The following is a 15,372-nucleotide window of genomic DNA, read 5'->3' as shown; positions in this document are numbered from 1 at the left end:
CTCAGGCGCCGTGCGCGGAATCAGCCGGGGCGTCAGCCTTGCTGGTCGCGGCGATCTCGCTCCCCGGGTTGGCCTTGCTGTTGAGGGTGCGCCATGCATCTGCGGCAGCCTCCTGCTCGGCTTCCTTCTTGGAGTGGCCGGAGCCCTTGCCGTAAGCGGTACCGCCGATCTGCAGCACTGCCTCAAAAGAGCGCGCGTGGTCCGGACCGGAGCCCTCCACCGCATAGTAGATGGATCCGAGCTGACGGCTGGCGGCAAGCTCCTGCATGCTGGTCTTCCAGTCGGTACCGGCCCCGAGGGCTGCGGCGTCCTTCAGCAATGGACCAACGAGTCGCATGACCAGCTTGCGCGCGGTCTCGATGTCATTGGACAGGTAGGTTGCGCCGATGAGCGCTTCCATGGTGTCCGCAAGAATCGAGGACTTGTTCTTACCGTCGGTGAGTCTTTCGCCCTGCCCGAGATAGATGTATTCGCCGATGCCAAGGTCCCGGCCAATACCTGCCAGGGCGCGGGTGCTGACGACGGCGGAGCGTCGCTTGGCGAGTTCGCCCTCCGGCAGTGCCGGGTTATCCCGGTACAGGGAATCGGTCACGGAGAAGCCCAGAATGGAGTCGCCGAGGAATTCGAGGCGCTCGTTGGTGGGAATCCCGCCGTTTTCATACGCGTATGAACGATGTGTGAGAGCAAGACGAAGCGTCTCGGCGTCAATAGAGACACCGAGACGCTTCAGAAGCTCTTCAGTTGAAGACATCCTTTGTCAGCCTATGTGGCGGATTTAGACGTCTGCGACCTTGCGTCCCTTGTATTCAAGGAACAGCGCAGTGCCGGCAGAGTCGGTAACGACCTTTGCCTGGTGCGGCAGGCTGTAAACAACCTGGCCGTTTTCGATGGTCTTGACCAGGTTGGGGGCAGTTGCCTTCCACTGGGCACGGCGGGCGCGTGTATTCGCGCGAGACATTTTCCGCTTGGGAACAGCCACGGCTATCTCATTTCTCTCTTAGTCAACACTTACTAATCAGTTTGCCGGTCAGACTTAGCCAGTTCAGCTAGGGCAGCCCAGCGAGGATCCAGGACCTCGTGGTGGTGCCCCGGCTCGTCTTCCAGACGCACTCCGCATTCGGAGCAGAGGCCCTGGCAGTCTTCCCGGCACACCGGCTGGAACGGCAGCATAGTTACAACTGCGTCCCGCAACACCGGCTCAAGATCGATTAGATCGTGCTCGACTCGACGTTGCTCTTCATCGTCTTCTTCGTCCGAAAGCTCAATGCCTTCATAGAAGAAAAGTTCTTGCACATTGACCTCAAGGTCATACGCAAGGGGATCCAGGCATCGTCCGCATTCGCCCTTGACTTCAGCGAATACGGTTCCAGATACCAGAATTCCTTCGTGTACGGCCTCAAGCCTCAGGTCGAGCTCGATATCCGAGCCTTCCTGAACGCCAATGAGTGCCACACCAAGGTCACTTGGCGCGGGTACATGTTCAGTGAGCGTCCGCATGCTTCCTGGACTACGTCCGAGGTCCTTGACGTCCAGCGTCAAAGGCGAACTTGCATCTCGCTTAATGAGAACTCCTGTAGAACATATGACCGACGTACCATCTTAGCCTGAACGCGTGAACGGACTCAAACCGGGTCAATTTCAGCGCGTTCTGCCCCGAGGTACCGATCCAGCTTACCCGCTGCGGGGCTACTCTGCAGACGACTCGCCAGCCAGGAGCCTCTTGAGAACGGACTTGGGCACGAAATCGGAGACATCGCCGCCCAGAACGGCGATCTCTTTGATCAGGGTGGAGGACAAATGCAGGTAATGGGCCTCCGCCGGAAGGAAAACAGTCTCGACGCCGGATAGCTGGCGGTTCATGGTGGCCATGGGAAGTTCATAGTCAAAATCCGAGGACGAACGCAGGCCCTTCACGATCGCCGAAATCCCCCGATGCCTGCAATACTCAGCCAACAGCCCCTCCCCCATGGGCTCCACGATGATCCCTCGGAGCGACGCCAGGGTCTGCCGCGCCATCTCCATACGTTCTTCGAGGCTGAAGCGGTACTTCTTCGCGTAGTTGGTGGACACTGCCACGACCACTTCGTCGAACAGGCCAGCGGCCCTCGCGATGACTTCCAGGTGTCCGTTGTGGATAGGGTCAAAGGAGCCAGGGCACACTGCGCGTCTCATGGTTCGAACCTACCGCATCCAGGGCCGCAGGCACTATGGCGATAGCATGGCTGACATGCTGGCCCGGACGAGCCGGAGGCCACCACTCCAGGAAGGCAACATACAGTGACGAGCCCGGCCCCTCTCAGCGCGAACACCCCAGGCGCCCCCTGGCAACAGGCTACCGGTACTGCCCCGTGGCAACGGGCCGCAAGCGGCGCCAACTTGCTTTCCGCCGACGGCAGCCTGGGCGTGACCATCTTCGAAGAGATGACGACTCTGGCAATCTCCACCGGAGCCATCAACCTGGGCCAAGGATTCCCGGACGAGGACGGTCCCGCGGAAATCAAGGCAGCGGCGCAAGCAGCCATCTCGGCGGGGGCCAACCAGTACGCACCGGGCAAGGGCATCCCTGAACTTCGTGAGGCCATCTCCGCACACCAGGCACGCTTCTACGGACTGACTCCGGACCCGCAGACCGAGGTCATCGTGACCACCGGGGCCACCGAGGCCATCGCCGCGTCATTGCTCGCATTCATCGAGCCCGGCGATGAGGTCCTGACCTTCGAACCGTTCTATGACTCGTATGGCGCCATCATCGGGCTCGCCGGTGCCAAGCACGTGACCGCTCCCTTGCTCGCGCCCGATTTCCTCCCGGACCTGGACACTTTGGAAACGGCCTTCAGTGAGCGGACCAAGGTTGTGCTCCTCAACAACCCGCACAATCCCACCGGTGCGGTCTTCCCGCGCGAGGTGCTGGAACGCGTGGTCGAACTCGCCCGGAAATACGACGCCGTGATCCTCAGCGACGAAGTCTATGAACACCTGACCTTTGGTGTGCAGCACATTCCGGTCGCAAGCATCCCCGGTGCTGCTGAACGAAGCGTGACAATTTCCTCGGCCGGAAAGACGTTCTCCTTCACTGGCTGGAAGATCGGCTGGCTCAGTGGTCCTGAACACCTCGTCGCAGCGATCCGCACCGTCAAACAATTCCTCAGCTACAGTTCCGGCACTCCTTTCCAGAGCGCGATAGCCGTGGGCCTGGCCTTGCCGGAGGAGTTCTACACAGCCATCGCCTCCACTCTCCAGCACAAGCGGGACATCCTGGCTGAGGGCCTGCGGGCCGCTGGCTTCGGCGTCTACACCCCGCGGGGTACATACTTCATCAACGTGGACACCGCACCGCTGGGTATCGACGACTCCGTGGACTTGGCGCGGCGGCTTCCGTCGCTTGTTGGGGTGGCCGCCATCCCCGTCCCGGTGTTCTGCCACCCCGAAGGCGCGGAGCGGACCCGCAGCCTCCTTCGGTTCGCCTTCTGCAAGAAGACCGAGGTACTCGAAGAAGCCGCCGCACGGCTGGCCACCCTGCGGAGCAAGCTGTGACTGTGCCTACCGAGCAAGCTCACGAGGGACGGCGGTTCCTACGGACCACCGGGCAGCATGCCGCGATCGAAGCCGACCCGTTGATTGCCGGCGCCTACATCTTGCGAATCGGCGAGGCCGAGCAGTCCCATGTCAATCTCGCGGAGCCCGCGGATATCTTCTACGAGTACTTGCGCAGGATCGGCCATCTGGTGGATCTAGTCGCGCCTGGCGGGCAAGCTATCACGGCCCTCCACCTCGGTGCCGGGGCGCTCACCCTGGCCCGGTACATCGAGGCGACGAGACCCGGTTCGGAACAGCACGCCGTCGAACTCGAACGCGAGCTACTGGATTTCGTGCTCCAAAAACTGCCCCTGCCGGACGGTACCCGCTTGTATACGCATATCGGCGACGCGCGTGAAACCCTCGGGGAACTGCCCAGGGAACTCGCGTTCGACGTCGTGATCCTGGACATCTTCTCCGGTCCCGAGGCTCCGGCCCATATTGCCTGCAGGGAGTTCTACGAGGAAGCCGCCGCGCGGCTCCGGCCGGACGGCGTGCTCATTGTCAATGTCGGCGATGAAGCGGCCTTGACCTTGGTGCGGAGCCAGGTCGCAGCGATGCGCGAGGCGATGACAGATGTTGCAGCCTTCGCCGAGAGTGGCATGTTCTCCGGCCGGTATCCCGGCAACATCATCCTCGTGGGAACGCGCTGGCCATGGCCAGCCGTGTGGACAGCAGAGCTTTTGGCCCGGGGACCGCACCCTGCCGCCGTGTTGAGCGGAGTGGAGCTGGACCGTCTTTCGGGCTAGCGCCGCCTTTCGGGCTAGCGCCGCCTTTCGGGCTAGCGCCGCCTTTCGGGCTAGCGCCGCCTTTCGGGCTAGCGCCGCATCTCCGGCCAGGGACCCGCTAGACGGGTTCGGCGAACCAGAGCTTTGTTTCGCCGTACTTCTTGTCGGCGAACCGTTCCAGGGCGTCCGGCCAGTCCGGCTCCGGAGAGCGCGAGGAACGTTCGACGACGACGACGGCGCCTTCGTCCAGGTGGAAGGCAAGCTTGGCGAGGACAGCCTTGAGGGAAAGTTCGTCCAAGGGGTACGGCGGATCCAGGAAGACCAAGTCCCAGAGGGCGTCGTCCGCAGCGCGCTCCAGGAAAGATTCCACCTTGGAACGGTGGACGGAGACCGTCCTGCGTCCCAGCACCTGGTTGGCCATGTCCGCGTTTCGCTGGCAGACTTCGGACGCGCGGGCATCAAACTCCACGAGTTCGGCGGTGCGGGCGCCTCGGCTGGCACTTTCGATGCCGAGTGAACCCGAGCCGGCGTAAAGGTCAAGGACGCGGGCATCGTCGATGGCGTCGAGCGCCTCGAGCCGCGAGAACAAGGCCTCCTTGACGCGGTCCGTCGTGGGCCGGGTGGCATTTCCCGGAACGCTGACCAAGGGGTTGCCGCCCACCACGCCGGCAATGATCCGGCTCACGGGCGTGCTCCGGAGGCGTTGTACCCTGGGGTACTGCCGGGCGTGGATTCCTTAGCCGCGTTCAAGGAACGCCTCCTTTTCGGGGTTGAGATATTCGTCGATTGCCGCAGCGAGTGCTTGTTGGCCCTGAAGCCCTGGATCGTTGGCCACGAGCTGCTGGGCATCGGTGCGGGCACGGGCGATCACATCTTCATGCTCCAGGACCCGCAACAGTTTGAGGGTGGAGCGCCCACCCGATTGCGAAGCGCCCAGGATGTCACCTTCGCGACGCAATTTGAGGTCTTCCTGGGAAAGTTCGAAGCCGTCGGTGGTGGACGCAACGGCGTCCAGGCGCCTGCGGCTCGGATGGCCGGGCTCGAGCGAGGTGACCAGCAGGCACGTGCCCGGCAGACCGCCCCGGCCCACCCGCCCGCGCAACTGGTGAAGCTGCGAAATACCGAAGCGGTCAGCATCCAGGATCACCATCAGGGTTGCGTTATGGACGTCCACACCTACCTCGATGACCGTGGTGGACACCAGCAGCTGGGTCTGGTTGGCGGTGAACGAGGCCATGGTTTCAGACTTGAGCGCCGGGTCCTGTCGTCCGTGAAGGGGTTCCACCCTGACGCCGCGCAAGGCGGGTTCCTGGCTGAGTGTCTCGACGACGGCGGTCACCGAGGCGAGCTCGCGCGCGGGACCCTCGTCCGAAAGTTCGGCGTCGCTTGGTTCAGCCTCGCCGGGGCTGAAGTCGCCGTCGTCGTCGTCTCCGATCTTAGGGCACACTACGTACACCTGGTGCCCGGCGTCGATCTCTTCCCGCGAGCGCTTCCAGATCCGCGCCGCCCAGCCCGGGTTTTCCGCGAGCCCCACCACGTGGGTGGAGATCGGTGCCCGGCCTGCGGGAAGTTCGTCCAGCACCGACGTCTCAAGGTCGCCGAAGACCGTCATGGCAACGGTGCGCGGAATCGGAGTGGCGGTCATCACCAACAGGTGAGGCGGCCGGTTCGCCTTGGCTCGGAGGGCATCCCGCTGCTCCACGCCGAACCGGTGCTGCTCATCCACGACGATCAGCCCGAGGTCCTCGAAGGAGGTTTTGTCGCTCAGCAATGCGTGGGTACCGATCACAATGCCGGCATTGCCCGAGGCGGCGTCCAGCATGGCCTGCTTGCGGGCGGCCGTAGGCATGGAGCCTGTCAGCAACGTGACCTGGACCGATCCCGGGCCGCTCCCGGGGCCGCTGTCCAACAATCCGGCCCCGCCCAGCATTCCAGCACCACCGAACAGACCGTCCCGGGCCAACGGACCCAAGGTCCTCCGGATGGAATCGAAATGCTGTGCCGCGAGGACCTCGGTGGGGGCAAGCAACGCCGCCTGTCCGCCGGCATCCACCACCTGCAGCATTGCGCGCAAGGCCACAATCGTCTTTCCGGACCCGACTTCACCCTGCAGCAACCGGTTCATCGGCGAGTCCAGCGCCAGCTCCTGGGAAAGCGTCTTCCCGACGGCGGCCTGACCGGCGGTCAGCGTGAACGGAAGCTGCCGGTCGAAGGAGGCAAGGATGCCATCGGGCAAGGGCCGCCGCGCGGTCGCCTCTTCTGCCGCCAGTTGGGCCCGACGCCGTGCCAGCGCGGTCTGCAGCACCAAGGCTTCCTGGTAGCGGAACCGGTCCCGGGCACGCTGCCAGTCCGTTGCCGTTTCCGGCGAATGGATCAGCCGATACGCCTGCCCTACCTTGAGGAAATTCTCCCGAGAGGCAATTTCCGAAGGGAGTGGATCTTCGATGCTGTCCACATCGATAGTGTCCAGGAGGGTGGTGATGACCTTGTGGATGGACCAGCTGGTGAGCTTCGCTGTGGCGGGATAGACGGGGATGGGCATGGCCGCGAGCTTCTCCGGATCAACGGAACCGGCCAACTCGGGGTCCTCGTCCAGCAACATGAAGTCCGGATTGGTCATGCCCAAGGATCCGCCATAGCGGCTGACCTTGCCGGAGAACATAACGCGGCGCCCCGGCTGGAGTTCGCTGCGGGCGCGGAAGCCGTTGAAGAAACTGATCTTCAGGGTTCCGGGAATCTGCGCGCCGCCGGCCTCGTCAGTGACCACGACGTCGGTCAACGATCCGCGCCTTGCCCGCATCTGCCGGGTGGAGTTGGACAGCACCCTGGCGATAAGGGTGGCTTCTTCATCCAGCGGCAGTTTGCTGATGGGGGTCAGCTCCCCGCGGCTCAGGTAGCGGCGGGGAAAATAGTTCAGCAGCTCCCCGACCGTGTCCAGGCCGAGGTGCTTCTCGATGACGGAGGCGGAGCGTTTGCCGATCCTTCGTTCGAGCGGAAGCTGGAGCTCAGGATTCATGCCCGTGCTGGCCTGCCGGGAGGCCAGGGTCGCGCGGCATCGACAGCTGGCTGACGGAGATGTCGGTGGGGTCGCCGAGTGAGCGAATAATTGCGACTGCAGATTCCGCGTCTGGTACGTGGACATGCACCCGCCAGCGGTAGCTGGCTTCTACCGCGTCATCGTCATCATCGGCATCGTCGTCGTCCCGTCCTGCCGGGCTGCCCCCAGGGCTCGCGCTGCCCACCTGACTCATGATGACGGAGTCGCCGAGTTCGTCCAATCGCTGGCGCAGCGTAGCAGCGGCCAGCGGTGAAAGACTAATAGTGCACATGACTTCGACGCCGTCGTCATCAGGCATTCCCGCATGGATGTGCGGATCCTGCAGGTCATAGCCGTGGAGGCCGTCCAAGAGCTCATCCTGGAGTTCTTCGCCGAGCACGGCCGAACGCAGGCAGTCGAGGATCAACAACATGCCCACGCCGCCCGCGTCCACCACATGGGCAGCATGCAGAGGGGCGAGCTGATCCTCGGTGCGCACCACCGCATCCAGCGCGGCATTGACGGCGGCATCGAGGGCCAGTCCCAGTGCCTGGTTGCTGTCATCGCCATTGTGCGCGGTATCGCATTCACCCGCGGCCCTTGCAGCAGCCTCCAGAACGGAGAGCATGGTGCCCGGCACAGGCTCGCTCAAGGCAGACCACGCCCGGATCTGGGCACGGTTCAGGGCGGTGGCAAGGAGCGGCGCGCTGAGGCGGGTGTGGCCGGCGAGCGGCTCAGCCGCCGCACACAGAAAGACGGCGAAGAGTGTTCCGGAGTTCCCGCGCGCCTGTTCCATGGCCGCCCGGCCTGCATTGGCCAGAACGGTACCGACGTCGTTTGTTGGCTCGTCCTGGCCGGATCCATCAATGAATGCCGCGGCGGCGGCGCGGACCGTGAGGTACAGGTTGGTGCCAGTATCGCCATCTGCCACCGGAAAGATGTTGATGGCGTTGAGGCGATCGCTGTGGTTCCCGAGCGTAGTCTCCGCCTTGCCCAGCCACCGTTTCATTGCGTGCGCATTGGCGGCAATCTTAGTCTGCAAAGTGATCCCATCCCACGGTGTCAGCGGGCATTCCCGCTATCCGGACGCCGCTGTGCTGCCCTTCGGCAACGGCCTGGGTTGAGCCTATCGCAGTGAAGCCGGAAGGTAGCTGAACATTTGCTGGAAAAGTCGCCAGCAGACCGTGGTCCTCTCCACCGCCGAGAATCCAGTCCATGGGATCGAGGCCGAGGAGAGCCGAGGCAGCTTCCAAGGGGGTGGCGAGCGCCTTGAGCGCTATGGGGTCGAGATCGAGCCCGACACCGCTGGCCTCGGCGAGCCGGACGCCGTCGCGCAACAGCCCGTCGGAGACATCCATCATGGCGGTTGCTCCGGCTTTGGCACCCAACGGACCTGCCGTAAGCGGCGGCTGCGGCCGGCACTGGCTGTCCATGAGTGCGCGTTGGGCGGGATCCAGCGTACCGACCGGAATGGTGCTTTCCAAGAGAGCCAGCCCGGCGGCAGCGCGGCCAACAGTTCCTGCAAGGGCCAGGACATCCCCGGGCCTGGCACCGGAGCGCAGCACAGGGGGAAGCCCGTGCATTGACCCTATGACCGCGACGGTCACGGCAATTTCACTGCCACGGCCCAAGTCTCCCCCGGCAACCGAACAGTCGGAAGCCCCCAGACCGACGATGCCGGCTGTCAACCCATCTGCAAAGTCCTCAACCCACTGCACGGGAGTGCCGGGCGGCATGGTAAGGCTCACGACGAGGGACACCGCCGTACCACCCATCGCGTTGATGTCGCTGAGATTTTGTGCCGCCGACTTCCAACCGACGTCATATCCCGTGGTGCGGTATCCGTTGTTCCATTCCAGGCGGAAGTCCTGATCCTGGGTCTGGGTGTCAATGGAAACAAGGGTCCGGCCATCCGGAGCGGCGACGACGGCGGCATCGTCTCCCGGCCCGAGCAGCACACTGCCGCTATGGTGCAGGCGCGGAAAAATACGCGCGAGGAGTTCCCCTTCGGAAAGCTCAGCGACAGTCTGTTGTTCTATGGACACAGGTCTACGCTATCGCGAACTGCCGACAAAGAAGGGCCCGTCCGCGGCAGCCGGGGCTTGACTGGCCAGCGTTGGCTGAGTGCGGCATCCTCCGCCTGCTTCGCCGATCTGCTGCTCCCTCCGGGGAGCCGCTGCCGCGATAGGCTTGATCAATGCAACAAACGAAAACCGCCGTGTATGTCCGCGCCCTTTGCTCCCTGACGGCCGCCGCGGTTTCGGTTCTTAGCCTGGCAGCCTGCTCCCCCGTCGTTGACGTCAAGCCTGCCGCTGATGCCGCGAACGCGGCTTGCGCACCCATGATGGTGGCACTTCCGGACACCATCGGCGATGCCGCCCTGCGGAAGACCAACAGCCAAGCGACGGCCGCATGGGGCGACCCTTCTGTCCTGATCCTGCGTTGCGGCGTCAACGTGCCCGGCCCCACCACGGACCGCTGCGTCACCGTGAACGACGTCGACTGGGTCATCAAGGAAGGCGACCCGGTGTGGACACTGACCACCTACGGACGCGAGCCGGCCACGGAAATCCTCATGGACCCGAACAAGATCAGTTCTGCTACGGTCCTTGCCGATTTGGCACCTGCCGCAGCGAAGATCAAGGCCGTACGAAAGTGCGTTGGCCAGCCTGAGCTGCTGCAGAACCTGCCGACAAGCACCCCAGGGAAGTAGCAGGCCGAACGCCGTAGCCGGTTTTCAGCGCCGGCCGGTTCAGCGCAAGCCGGTTTTCGGCGCCGGCCGGTTCAGCGCAAGCCGGTTTTCGGCGCCGGCCGGTTCAGCGCAAGCCGGTTTTCGGCGCCGGCCGGTTCAGCGCAAGCCGGTTTTCGGCGCCGGCCGGTTCAGCGCAAGCCGGTTTTCGGCGCCGGCCGGTTCAGCGCAAGCCGGTTTTCCGATTGAGTGCCAGGTAGATGAGTTCGTCGATCAACTCGGCGTAGCTCAGGCCGGAAGCCGCCCACATCTGCGGATACATGCTCTTGGGCGTGAATCCGGGCATGGTGTTGATCTCGTTGATGATGAGCTCGCCGTCCGGGGTGTAGAAGAAGTCCACGCGGCTGAGGCCTTCAGCACCGACGGCATCGAACGCTGCGGCAGCAAGCTCACGCACGCGGGCGATGGCCTCGTCTGGAATATCAGCCGGGCAGCTCAAGGCGGCGGCGCCGTCTTCCACGTATTTGGCGTTGAAGTCATAGAATTCGTGCTCGCCCGGAGCGACGGCGATCTCTCCCGGCATCGAGGTGCGCGGCGCCGCAGTACCCCGTCCTTCAAGGACGGCGCACTCGATTTCCCGGCCAACAATGCCGGCCTCGATCACCAGTTTGAGGTCGTGCCGACGCGCCTCCTCGACGGCGGCATCCAACCCGTCCATGGAATCGACCTTGGAAATCCCCATCGAGGAACCGGCGCGAGCGGGCTTCACGAAGACCGGGAAGCCGAGGCGGTCCACGCGCTTGCGCACGGCTTCAGCGTCGTTGATCCATTCACGGTCCGTGACGGCGACGTAGGGTCCCACGGTAAGGCCGGCGGCCTCGAAAACGACCTTCATGAAGTGCTTATCCATGCCGACCGCGGATGCCAGAACTCCGGCTCCCACGTACCGGGTATCCGAAAGCTCCAGGAGTCCCTGGACCGTTCCATCTTCGCCCCAAGGCCCGTGCAGGAGCGGGAAAACGACGTCCACCGAACCCAGTTCCTCGGGTACAGCGTTCGGTGCCGTGACGATCAACTGGTGGGCTCCGCCCACCTCGGCAAGCGTGACGGTCTTCCCGGACGGTGCCACCTCAGGCAGCGCCGCGCCGCTCAATGACCACTTGCTGATATCAGCCGAAGGGATCACCCACTGGCCGGACTTCGCGATGCCGATGGGGACGACGTCGTACTTGCTCCTGTCGATGGCGCCCATGACACCGGCAGCGGTCACACAGCTGACCGCGTGCTCGCTTGAGCGGCCTCCAAAGAGCACTGCGACGCGCGGCCGACGACGTTCGGAGGGTTTTGCGGAAGCAGCAGTTCCAGAGGACTCAGCAGCTCCGGCAGACAAGGATTCTTCGGTCACAGTCAGTAATCGCCTTCGGACTTCAGGGAGCGGGCCAGGAGTCTGGGCCCAAGTTCATCTACGGATAGTTTGCCTTCTAGGACGGCCACCACGGCCGCCGTGATCGGCATTTCGACGCCGAGTTTTCCGGCTAGTTCGTGGACAGCGTACCCGGACTTGATGCCTTCCGCGGTCTGCGTCATGCGCTCTGTAACCTGGTCAAGGGTCAGGCCTTCGCCGAGCAAACGGCCCGCCGTATGGTTGCGGGAGAGCGGCGAGGAGCAGGTCGCCACAAGGTCGCCCAGTCCAGCAAGACCTGCCATGGTGCGTGCCTCGCCACCCAGGGCAAGGGCAAGCCGCGATGTCTCCGCGAGGCCCCGGGTGATCACCGAGGCCTTCGTGTTGTCACCCATCTGCTTGCCTTCGCAGATGCCGACGGCGAGGGCGATGACGTTTTTCACGATTCCGCCGATTTCGACGCCCACCACATCATTGCTGGTGTAGGGGCGGAAGTACGGCGCAGTACAGCAGTGCGCAATTTCGGCAGCAGTCGCCTCGTCGCTGCATGCCACCACGGAAGCGGTCGGTTCTTGCCGCGCGATTTCCATGGCCAGGTTGGGCCCCGAAACCACGGCAATCCGCTCCTGCGGGATGTCGAGTTCCTCGGAAATAACCTGGCTCATGCGCGAGTCAGTGCCGAGTTCAAGGCCCTTCATGAGGGAGACGACAATGGCGTCCGGAGCCACGAGTGGCTTCCATTTGCGCAGTTGCAGCCGAAGCGATTGTGCCGGCACGGCGAGGATGACGATCCCGGCACCGGCAAGGACCTCGGATACATCCGTTGACGCCGTGATGCAATCGGGCAACGCAATGTCCTTCAAATACTGCGCATTGCGGTGTTCCGTGTTGATCTGGGCAACCACTTCGTCCCGCCGGCCCCAAATACGAATGCTGCGCTCCGTGCCAGTGGCTACTGCCGCATCCGCCAGGACCTTGGCGAACGTGGTGCCCCAGGATCCAGCGCCAAGAACGGCGACTACCGCCGTATTGGACATGGGTACCTCGCCAGCGGTCACTTCTGTCCGTCCGCGCCGTTGGTGCCGGTTTCTTCAGTCGCTTGGAACCGACCGTGCTTGGACTGGTTGTGGGCTGCGGGATCCCAACGTTCCGCGGGGGGTTCTTCCCCGCGCAAGGTAGCCAGGAGTTCCGTGATGGCGCCCATGATGATGTCGGTCGCCTCTACCAAGGTGGCGCGGTCCAGGGTCCGACCCTGGAAAGCGTTGAGGTCCACCGGATCGCCCACCAGGATGCGGGAGGTCCTCCGGGGGAAGACATACAGACGCTTGGCATACCGCGGGAAGACTTCATGGGCGCCCCAATGGGCAATGGGAACTACGGGAGCACCCGTTTGGATCGCCAGGCGCGCGGCTCCCGTATGGCCTTTCATCGGCCACAAATCCGGGTCGCGCGTCAGGGTGCCCTCCGGATAGATGATTATGGCACCTCCGGCGTCCACCACGTCCTGGGCGGCTTGCAGCGAGCGGTTCGCTCCCGTCGTCGAGCGTTCCACCGGAATCTGGTTCGTTGCGCGCAACAGGCTACCCAGGACGGGGGCCTTGAAAAGGCCCGACTTCGCAAGGAAATGCGGTGGACGCTTCATGTTGTAAAGCATGTGCCCCACCACAATGGGGTCGATCTCGGTGCAATGGTTCGGGGCGGCAATGAAGCCACCTTCGGGGAGCTTTTCAGTCCCCTCCCACTTCTTTGCCATGAGGATGTTCATGAGCGGGCGCGCAATTCCCGCGAGAACAGCGAACATGGCACGGCTCGTGGCCGATTCCTTCAAGGTGTCCCCCGTTACTTGGAGTCGGTGAGGTCGAAATCGGCACCCAGGCCGGCGAGCTTTTCAGTGAAGCGCTCGTAGCCACGGTTGATGATATCGATCCCGGTCACCCTGGACGTGCCCGTTGCGGCAAGCGCCGCAATAAGGTGGCTGAATCCGCCGCGGAGATCAGGGATATCGATGTCGGTGCCCCTGAGCGGGGTGGGTCCCGAAATGACGGCGGAATGCAGGAAATTGCGCTGGCCGAACCGGCACGGCACGCTTCCGAGGCATTCACGGTGGACCTGGATCGTGGCACCCATGCGGGTCAGCGCTTCGGTAAAGCCAAAGCGGTTTTCGTACACGGTTTCGTGCACGATCGACACGCCTTCAGCCTGGGTCAGGGCAACTACCAACGGCTGCTGCCAGTCGGTCATGAATCCCGGGTGCACATCGGTTTCAAGGACGAGCGGGCTGAGCTTGCCGCCAGGGTGGTAGAAGCGGATACCGTCCTCACGGATATCCATGCCGCCACCTACCTTTCGGTAGGTGTTCAGGAAAGTCATCATGTCTCGCTGCGAAGCACCCTCGACGAAGATATCTCCACGGGTCACCAAAGCAGCAGAAGCCCACGACGCCGATTCATTGCGGTCAGGCAGCGCGCGGTGGTCGTAACCGCCAAGGTCCTTGACGCCTTCGATCCTGATGGTGCGGTCCGTCTGGACGCTGATGATGGCGCCCATCTTTTGAAGGACAGCTATAAGGTCGATGATTTCGGGCTCGGTGGCCGCACCGCTGAGTTCTGTAATGCCCTCTGCGCGGGTGGCGCTCAACAGGACCTGTTCCGTGGCTCCCACCGAAGGGTACGGGAGGGAGATCTTGGCGCCGTGGAGTCCCTTGGGAGCGGAAATGTGGATGCCGCCCGGGCGCTTTTCGACGACGGCGCCAAACTGGCGAAGTACGTTGAGGTGGTAATCGATGGGCCTGTCACCGATCTTGCAGCCGCCGAGGTCCGGAATGAACGCTTCGCCAATGGCATGGATCAGCGGCCCGCACAGCAGGATCGGGATGCGGGAGTCCCCCGCGTGGGCGTCGATCGCGGTGCTGGACGCTGTCTTGGCGTTCTTGGGATCCAGGGTGAGATCGCCAGTGACGGGGTCCTTCTGAACAGTCACGCCATGGAGCTGCAGCAGGCTGGTGACGACCTCCACGTCCTTGATTTCCGGGACGTTCCGCAGCACCGAGGGTTCGTTGCCGAGGAGCGAAGCCACCATGGCCTTGGGAACAAGGTTCTTGGCACCTCTGACGGTGACGCGGCCGGTCAAGGGGACGCCGCCGCGGATTGTCAGGACACTACTCATCTATACCGGTTTCCTCACGAGTTGATGCCCCCATACTTACGAAGGCTCCAGCTAAGCATAAAAGCTGACGTTACCGATTCGAAATGGAGCACGCCCCGAAGTGTTTCCGCCGACAGAAAAGGACCGTCACGGATCTTCGTCCCGGCCGGTCCTTTCCTGCTGACCTACTGGATCCGTGCCGGCAGGGTTTTCGGCTTGAAGGAGGGCCTCGTGGCCTCGTAGGCCGTGATGTCTTCCTCGTGCTGGAGCGTCAATCCAATGTCGTCCAAGCCCTCCAGGAGGCGCCAGCGGGTGTAATCGTCGATCTCGAACGGCGCCACGACGTTGCCGCATTCAACGGTTTTGGACACAAGGTCAACCTTGACTTCGGTGCCCGGAGCGTTTTCAAGCACTTTCCAGATGAGCTCGATATCGTCTTGGGCAAGCTCGGCAGCCAAGAGGCCCTGCTTGCCCGAATTGCCGCGGAAGATGTCCGCGAAACGGGAAGACAACACGGCTTTGAATCCGTAGTCCTTCAGCGCCCAGACTGCGTGTTCGCGGGACGAGCCGGTGCCGAAATCGGGGCCCGCCACCAGGACCGATCCCGCGGTGAAGGGCTCCTGGTTCAGGATGAAGGACGGGTCCTTGCGCCACGCTGAGAACAGTGCGTCCTCGAAGCCGGTACGGGTAATCCGCTTGAGGTAGACGGCAGGAATGATCTGGTCCGTGTCCACATTGCTCTGGCGCAACGGGACACCGATGCCGGTGTGGGTTGTGAACTTTTCCATGGGGATCC

General features: G+C 63.4%; 16 protein-coding genes. 3 read left to right on the top strand and 13 right to left on the bottom strand.

Going from position 1 to position 15,372, the window contains the following annotated elements; all coding sequences use genetic code 11:
* Position 1: 1 nt before the first annotated feature.
* From rnc to coaD, 4 genes are all read right to left on the bottom strand, one after another.
* Positions 2 to 751 (bottom strand): ribonuclease III, encoded by a 750-nt coding sequence (rnc, locus tag AC3ANQ_RS09540; RefSeq protein ID WP_488304852.1) that lies wholly within the window; start codon positions 749 to 751, stop codon positions 2 to 4.
* 24 nt (positions 752 to 775) lie between these two features.
* On the bottom strand, positions 776 to 979 hold the full coding sequence (gene rpmF, locus AC3ANQ_RS09535) for a 50S ribosomal protein L32 (protein ID WP_028264646.1): 204 nt from the start codon (positions 977 to 979) through the stop codon (positions 776 to 778).
* Positions 980 to 1,011: 32 nt separating this feature from the next.
* Positions 1,012 to 1,539: a YceD family protein gene (locus tag AC3ANQ_RS09530; RefSeq protein WP_488304851.1), complete on the bottom strand. Its 528-nt coding sequence runs from the start codon at positions 1,537 to 1,539 to the stop codon at positions 1,012 to 1,014.
* Positions 1,540 to 1,686: 147 nt separating this feature from the next.
* Positions 1,687 to 2,172, bottom strand: coding sequence for a pantetheine-phosphate adenylyltransferase (gene coaD, locus AC3ANQ_RS09525; protein ID WP_268021320.1), 486 nt, complete (start codon positions 2,170 to 2,172; stop codon positions 1,687 to 1,689).
* Between the two features lie 105 nt (positions 2,173 to 2,277).
* On the opposite strand from coaD, the gene AC3ANQ_RS09520 reads away from it, so the two are divergent.
* The gene (locus tag AC3ANQ_RS09520; protein ID WP_488304850.1) at positions 2,278 to 3,534 is read left to right on the top strand and encodes an aminotransferase class I/II-fold pyridoxal phosphate-dependent enzyme; all 1,257 of its coding nucleotides are present in this window, start codon (positions 2,278 to 2,280) and stop codon (positions 3,532 to 3,534) included.
* A 2-nt stretch (positions 3,535 to 3,536) separates the two neighbouring features.
* Positions 3,537 to 4,325 (top strand): spermidine synthase, encoded by a 789-nt coding sequence (locus tag AC3ANQ_RS09515; RefSeq protein WP_488304849.1) that lies wholly within the window; start codon positions 3,537 to 3,539, stop codon positions 4,323 to 4,325.
* A gap of 97 nt (positions 4,326 to 4,422) precedes the next feature.
* Here AC3ANQ_RS09515 and rsmD read toward each other — a convergent pair whose 3' ends face one another.
* From rsmD to thiL, 4 genes are read right to left on the bottom strand one after another with little or no spacing between them, the layout of a single operon-like run.
* On the bottom strand, positions 4,423 to 4,989 hold the full coding sequence (gene rsmD / locus AC3ANQ_RS09510) for a 16S rRNA (guanine(966)-N(2))-methyltransferase RsmD (protein ID WP_488304848.1): 567 nt from the start codon (positions 4,987 to 4,989) through the stop codon (positions 4,423 to 4,425).
* A gap of 51 nt (positions 4,990 to 5,040) precedes the next feature.
* The gene (locus tag AC3ANQ_RS09505) at positions 5,041 to 7,320 is read right to left on the bottom strand and encodes an ATP-dependent DNA helicase RecG (RefSeq protein ID WP_488304847.1); all 2,280 of its coding nucleotides are present in this window, start codon (positions 7,318 to 7,320) and stop codon (positions 5,041 to 5,043) included.
* Positions 7,310 to 8,350: a DAK2 domain-containing protein gene (locus AC3ANQ_RS09500; protein WP_488304846.1), complete on the bottom strand. Its 1,041-nt coding sequence runs from the start codon at positions 8,348 to 8,350 to the stop codon at positions 7,310 to 7,312. The genes AC3ANQ_RS09505 and AC3ANQ_RS09500 overlap by 11 nt, the downstream gene beginning before the upstream one ends.
* Before the next feature lie 22 nt (positions 8,351 to 8,372).
* Complete coding sequence (thiL, locus tag AC3ANQ_RS09495) at positions 8,373 to 9,386, bottom strand: thiamine-phosphate kinase (protein WP_488304845.1); 1,014 nt, start codon at positions 9,384 to 9,386, stop codon at positions 8,373 to 8,375.
* A gap of 152 nt (positions 9,387 to 9,538) precedes the next feature.
* Between thiL and AC3ANQ_RS09490 the strand changes: the two genes are divergently transcribed.
* Positions 9,539 to 10,054 carry a DUF3515 family protein gene (locus AC3ANQ_RS09490; protein WP_488304844.1) on the top strand — a complete coding sequence of 172 codons (516 nt, stop codon included), beginning with the start codon at positions 9,539 to 9,541 and terminating at the stop codon, positions 10,052 to 10,054.
* Positions 10,055 to 10,253: 199 nt separating this feature from the next.
* On the opposite strand, the gene AC3ANQ_RS09485 is transcribed toward AC3ANQ_RS09490, so the two are convergent.
* The 5 genes from AC3ANQ_RS09485 to leuD form a co-directional block, all read right to left on the bottom strand.
* Positions 10,254 to 11,420, bottom strand: coding sequence for a D-alanine--D-alanine ligase family protein (locus AC3ANQ_RS09485; RefSeq protein ID WP_488305291.1), 1,167 nt, complete (start codon positions 11,418 to 11,420; stop codon positions 10,254 to 10,256).
* 17 nt (positions 11,421 to 11,437) lie between these two features.
* Positions 11,438 to 12,469, bottom strand: coding sequence for an NAD(P)H-dependent glycerol-3-phosphate dehydrogenase (locus tag AC3ANQ_RS09480; RefSeq protein ID WP_488304843.1), 1,032 nt, complete (start codon positions 12,467 to 12,469; stop codon positions 11,438 to 11,440).
* A gap of 17 nt (positions 12,470 to 12,486) precedes the next feature.
* On the bottom strand, positions 12,487 to 13,260 hold the full coding sequence (locus AC3ANQ_RS09475) for a lysophospholipid acyltransferase family protein (RefSeq protein WP_488304842.1): 774 nt from the start codon (positions 13,258 to 13,260) through the stop codon (positions 12,487 to 12,489).
* 11 nt (positions 13,261 to 13,271) lie between these two features.
* The gene (gene murA / locus AC3ANQ_RS09470) at positions 13,272 to 14,597 is read right to left on the bottom strand and encodes a UDP-N-acetylglucosamine 1-carboxyvinyltransferase (protein WP_488304841.1); all 1,326 of its coding nucleotides are present in this window, start codon (positions 14,595 to 14,597) and stop codon (positions 13,272 to 13,274) included.
* Between the two features lie 164 nt (positions 14,598 to 14,761).
* Positions 14,762 to 15,364 (bottom strand): 3-isopropylmalate dehydratase small subunit, encoded by a 603-nt coding sequence (gene leuD / locus AC3ANQ_RS09465; RefSeq protein ID WP_268021309.1) that lies wholly within the window; start codon positions 15,362 to 15,364, stop codon positions 14,762 to 14,764.
* Positions 15,365 to 15,372 lie beyond the last annotated feature (8 nt).

This window comes from Arthrobacter sp. DMZ02-1R, from assembly GCF_057747935.1.
The sequence above is the reverse complement of the archived record's forward strand: the minus strand, read 5'-3'. Positions and strand labels throughout refer to the sequence as shown.

What these genes read in the sequence shown, in the direction of transcription:
- rnc (WP_488304852.1), bottom strand. Translation starts at nt 751, where the DNA reads ATGTCTTCAACTGAAGAGCTTCTGAAGCGTCTCGGTGTCTCTATTGAC.
- coaD (WP_268021320.1), bottom strand. Translation starts at nt 2,172, where the DNA reads ATGAGACGCGCAGTGTGCCCTGGCTCCTTTGACCCTATCCACAACGGA.
- AC3ANQ_RS09505 (WP_488304847.1), bottom strand. Translation starts at nt 7,320, where the DNA reads ATGAATCCTGAGCTCCAGCTTCCGCTCGAACGAAGGATCGGCAAACGC.
- AC3ANQ_RS09500 (WP_488304846.1), bottom strand. Translation starts at nt 8,350, where the DNA reads ATGAAACGGTGGCTGGGCAAGGCGGAGACTACGCTCGGGAACCACAGC.
- AC3ANQ_RS09490 (WP_488304844.1), top strand. Translation starts at nt 9,539, where the DNA reads ATGCAACAAACGAAAACCGCCGTGTATGTCCGCGCCCTTTGCTCCCTG.
- AC3ANQ_RS09480 (WP_488304843.1), bottom strand. Translation starts at nt 12,469, where the DNA reads ATGTCCAATACGGCGGTAGTCGCCGTTCTTGGCGCTGGATCCTGGGGC.
- murA (WP_488304841.1), bottom strand. Translation starts at nt 14,597, where the DNA reads ATGAGTAGTGTCCTGACAATCCGCGGCGGCGTCCCCTTGACCGGCCGC.
- leuD (WP_268021309.1), bottom strand. Translation starts at nt 15,364, where the DNA reads ATGGAAAAGTTCACAACCCACACCGGCATCGGTGTCCCGTTGCGCCAG.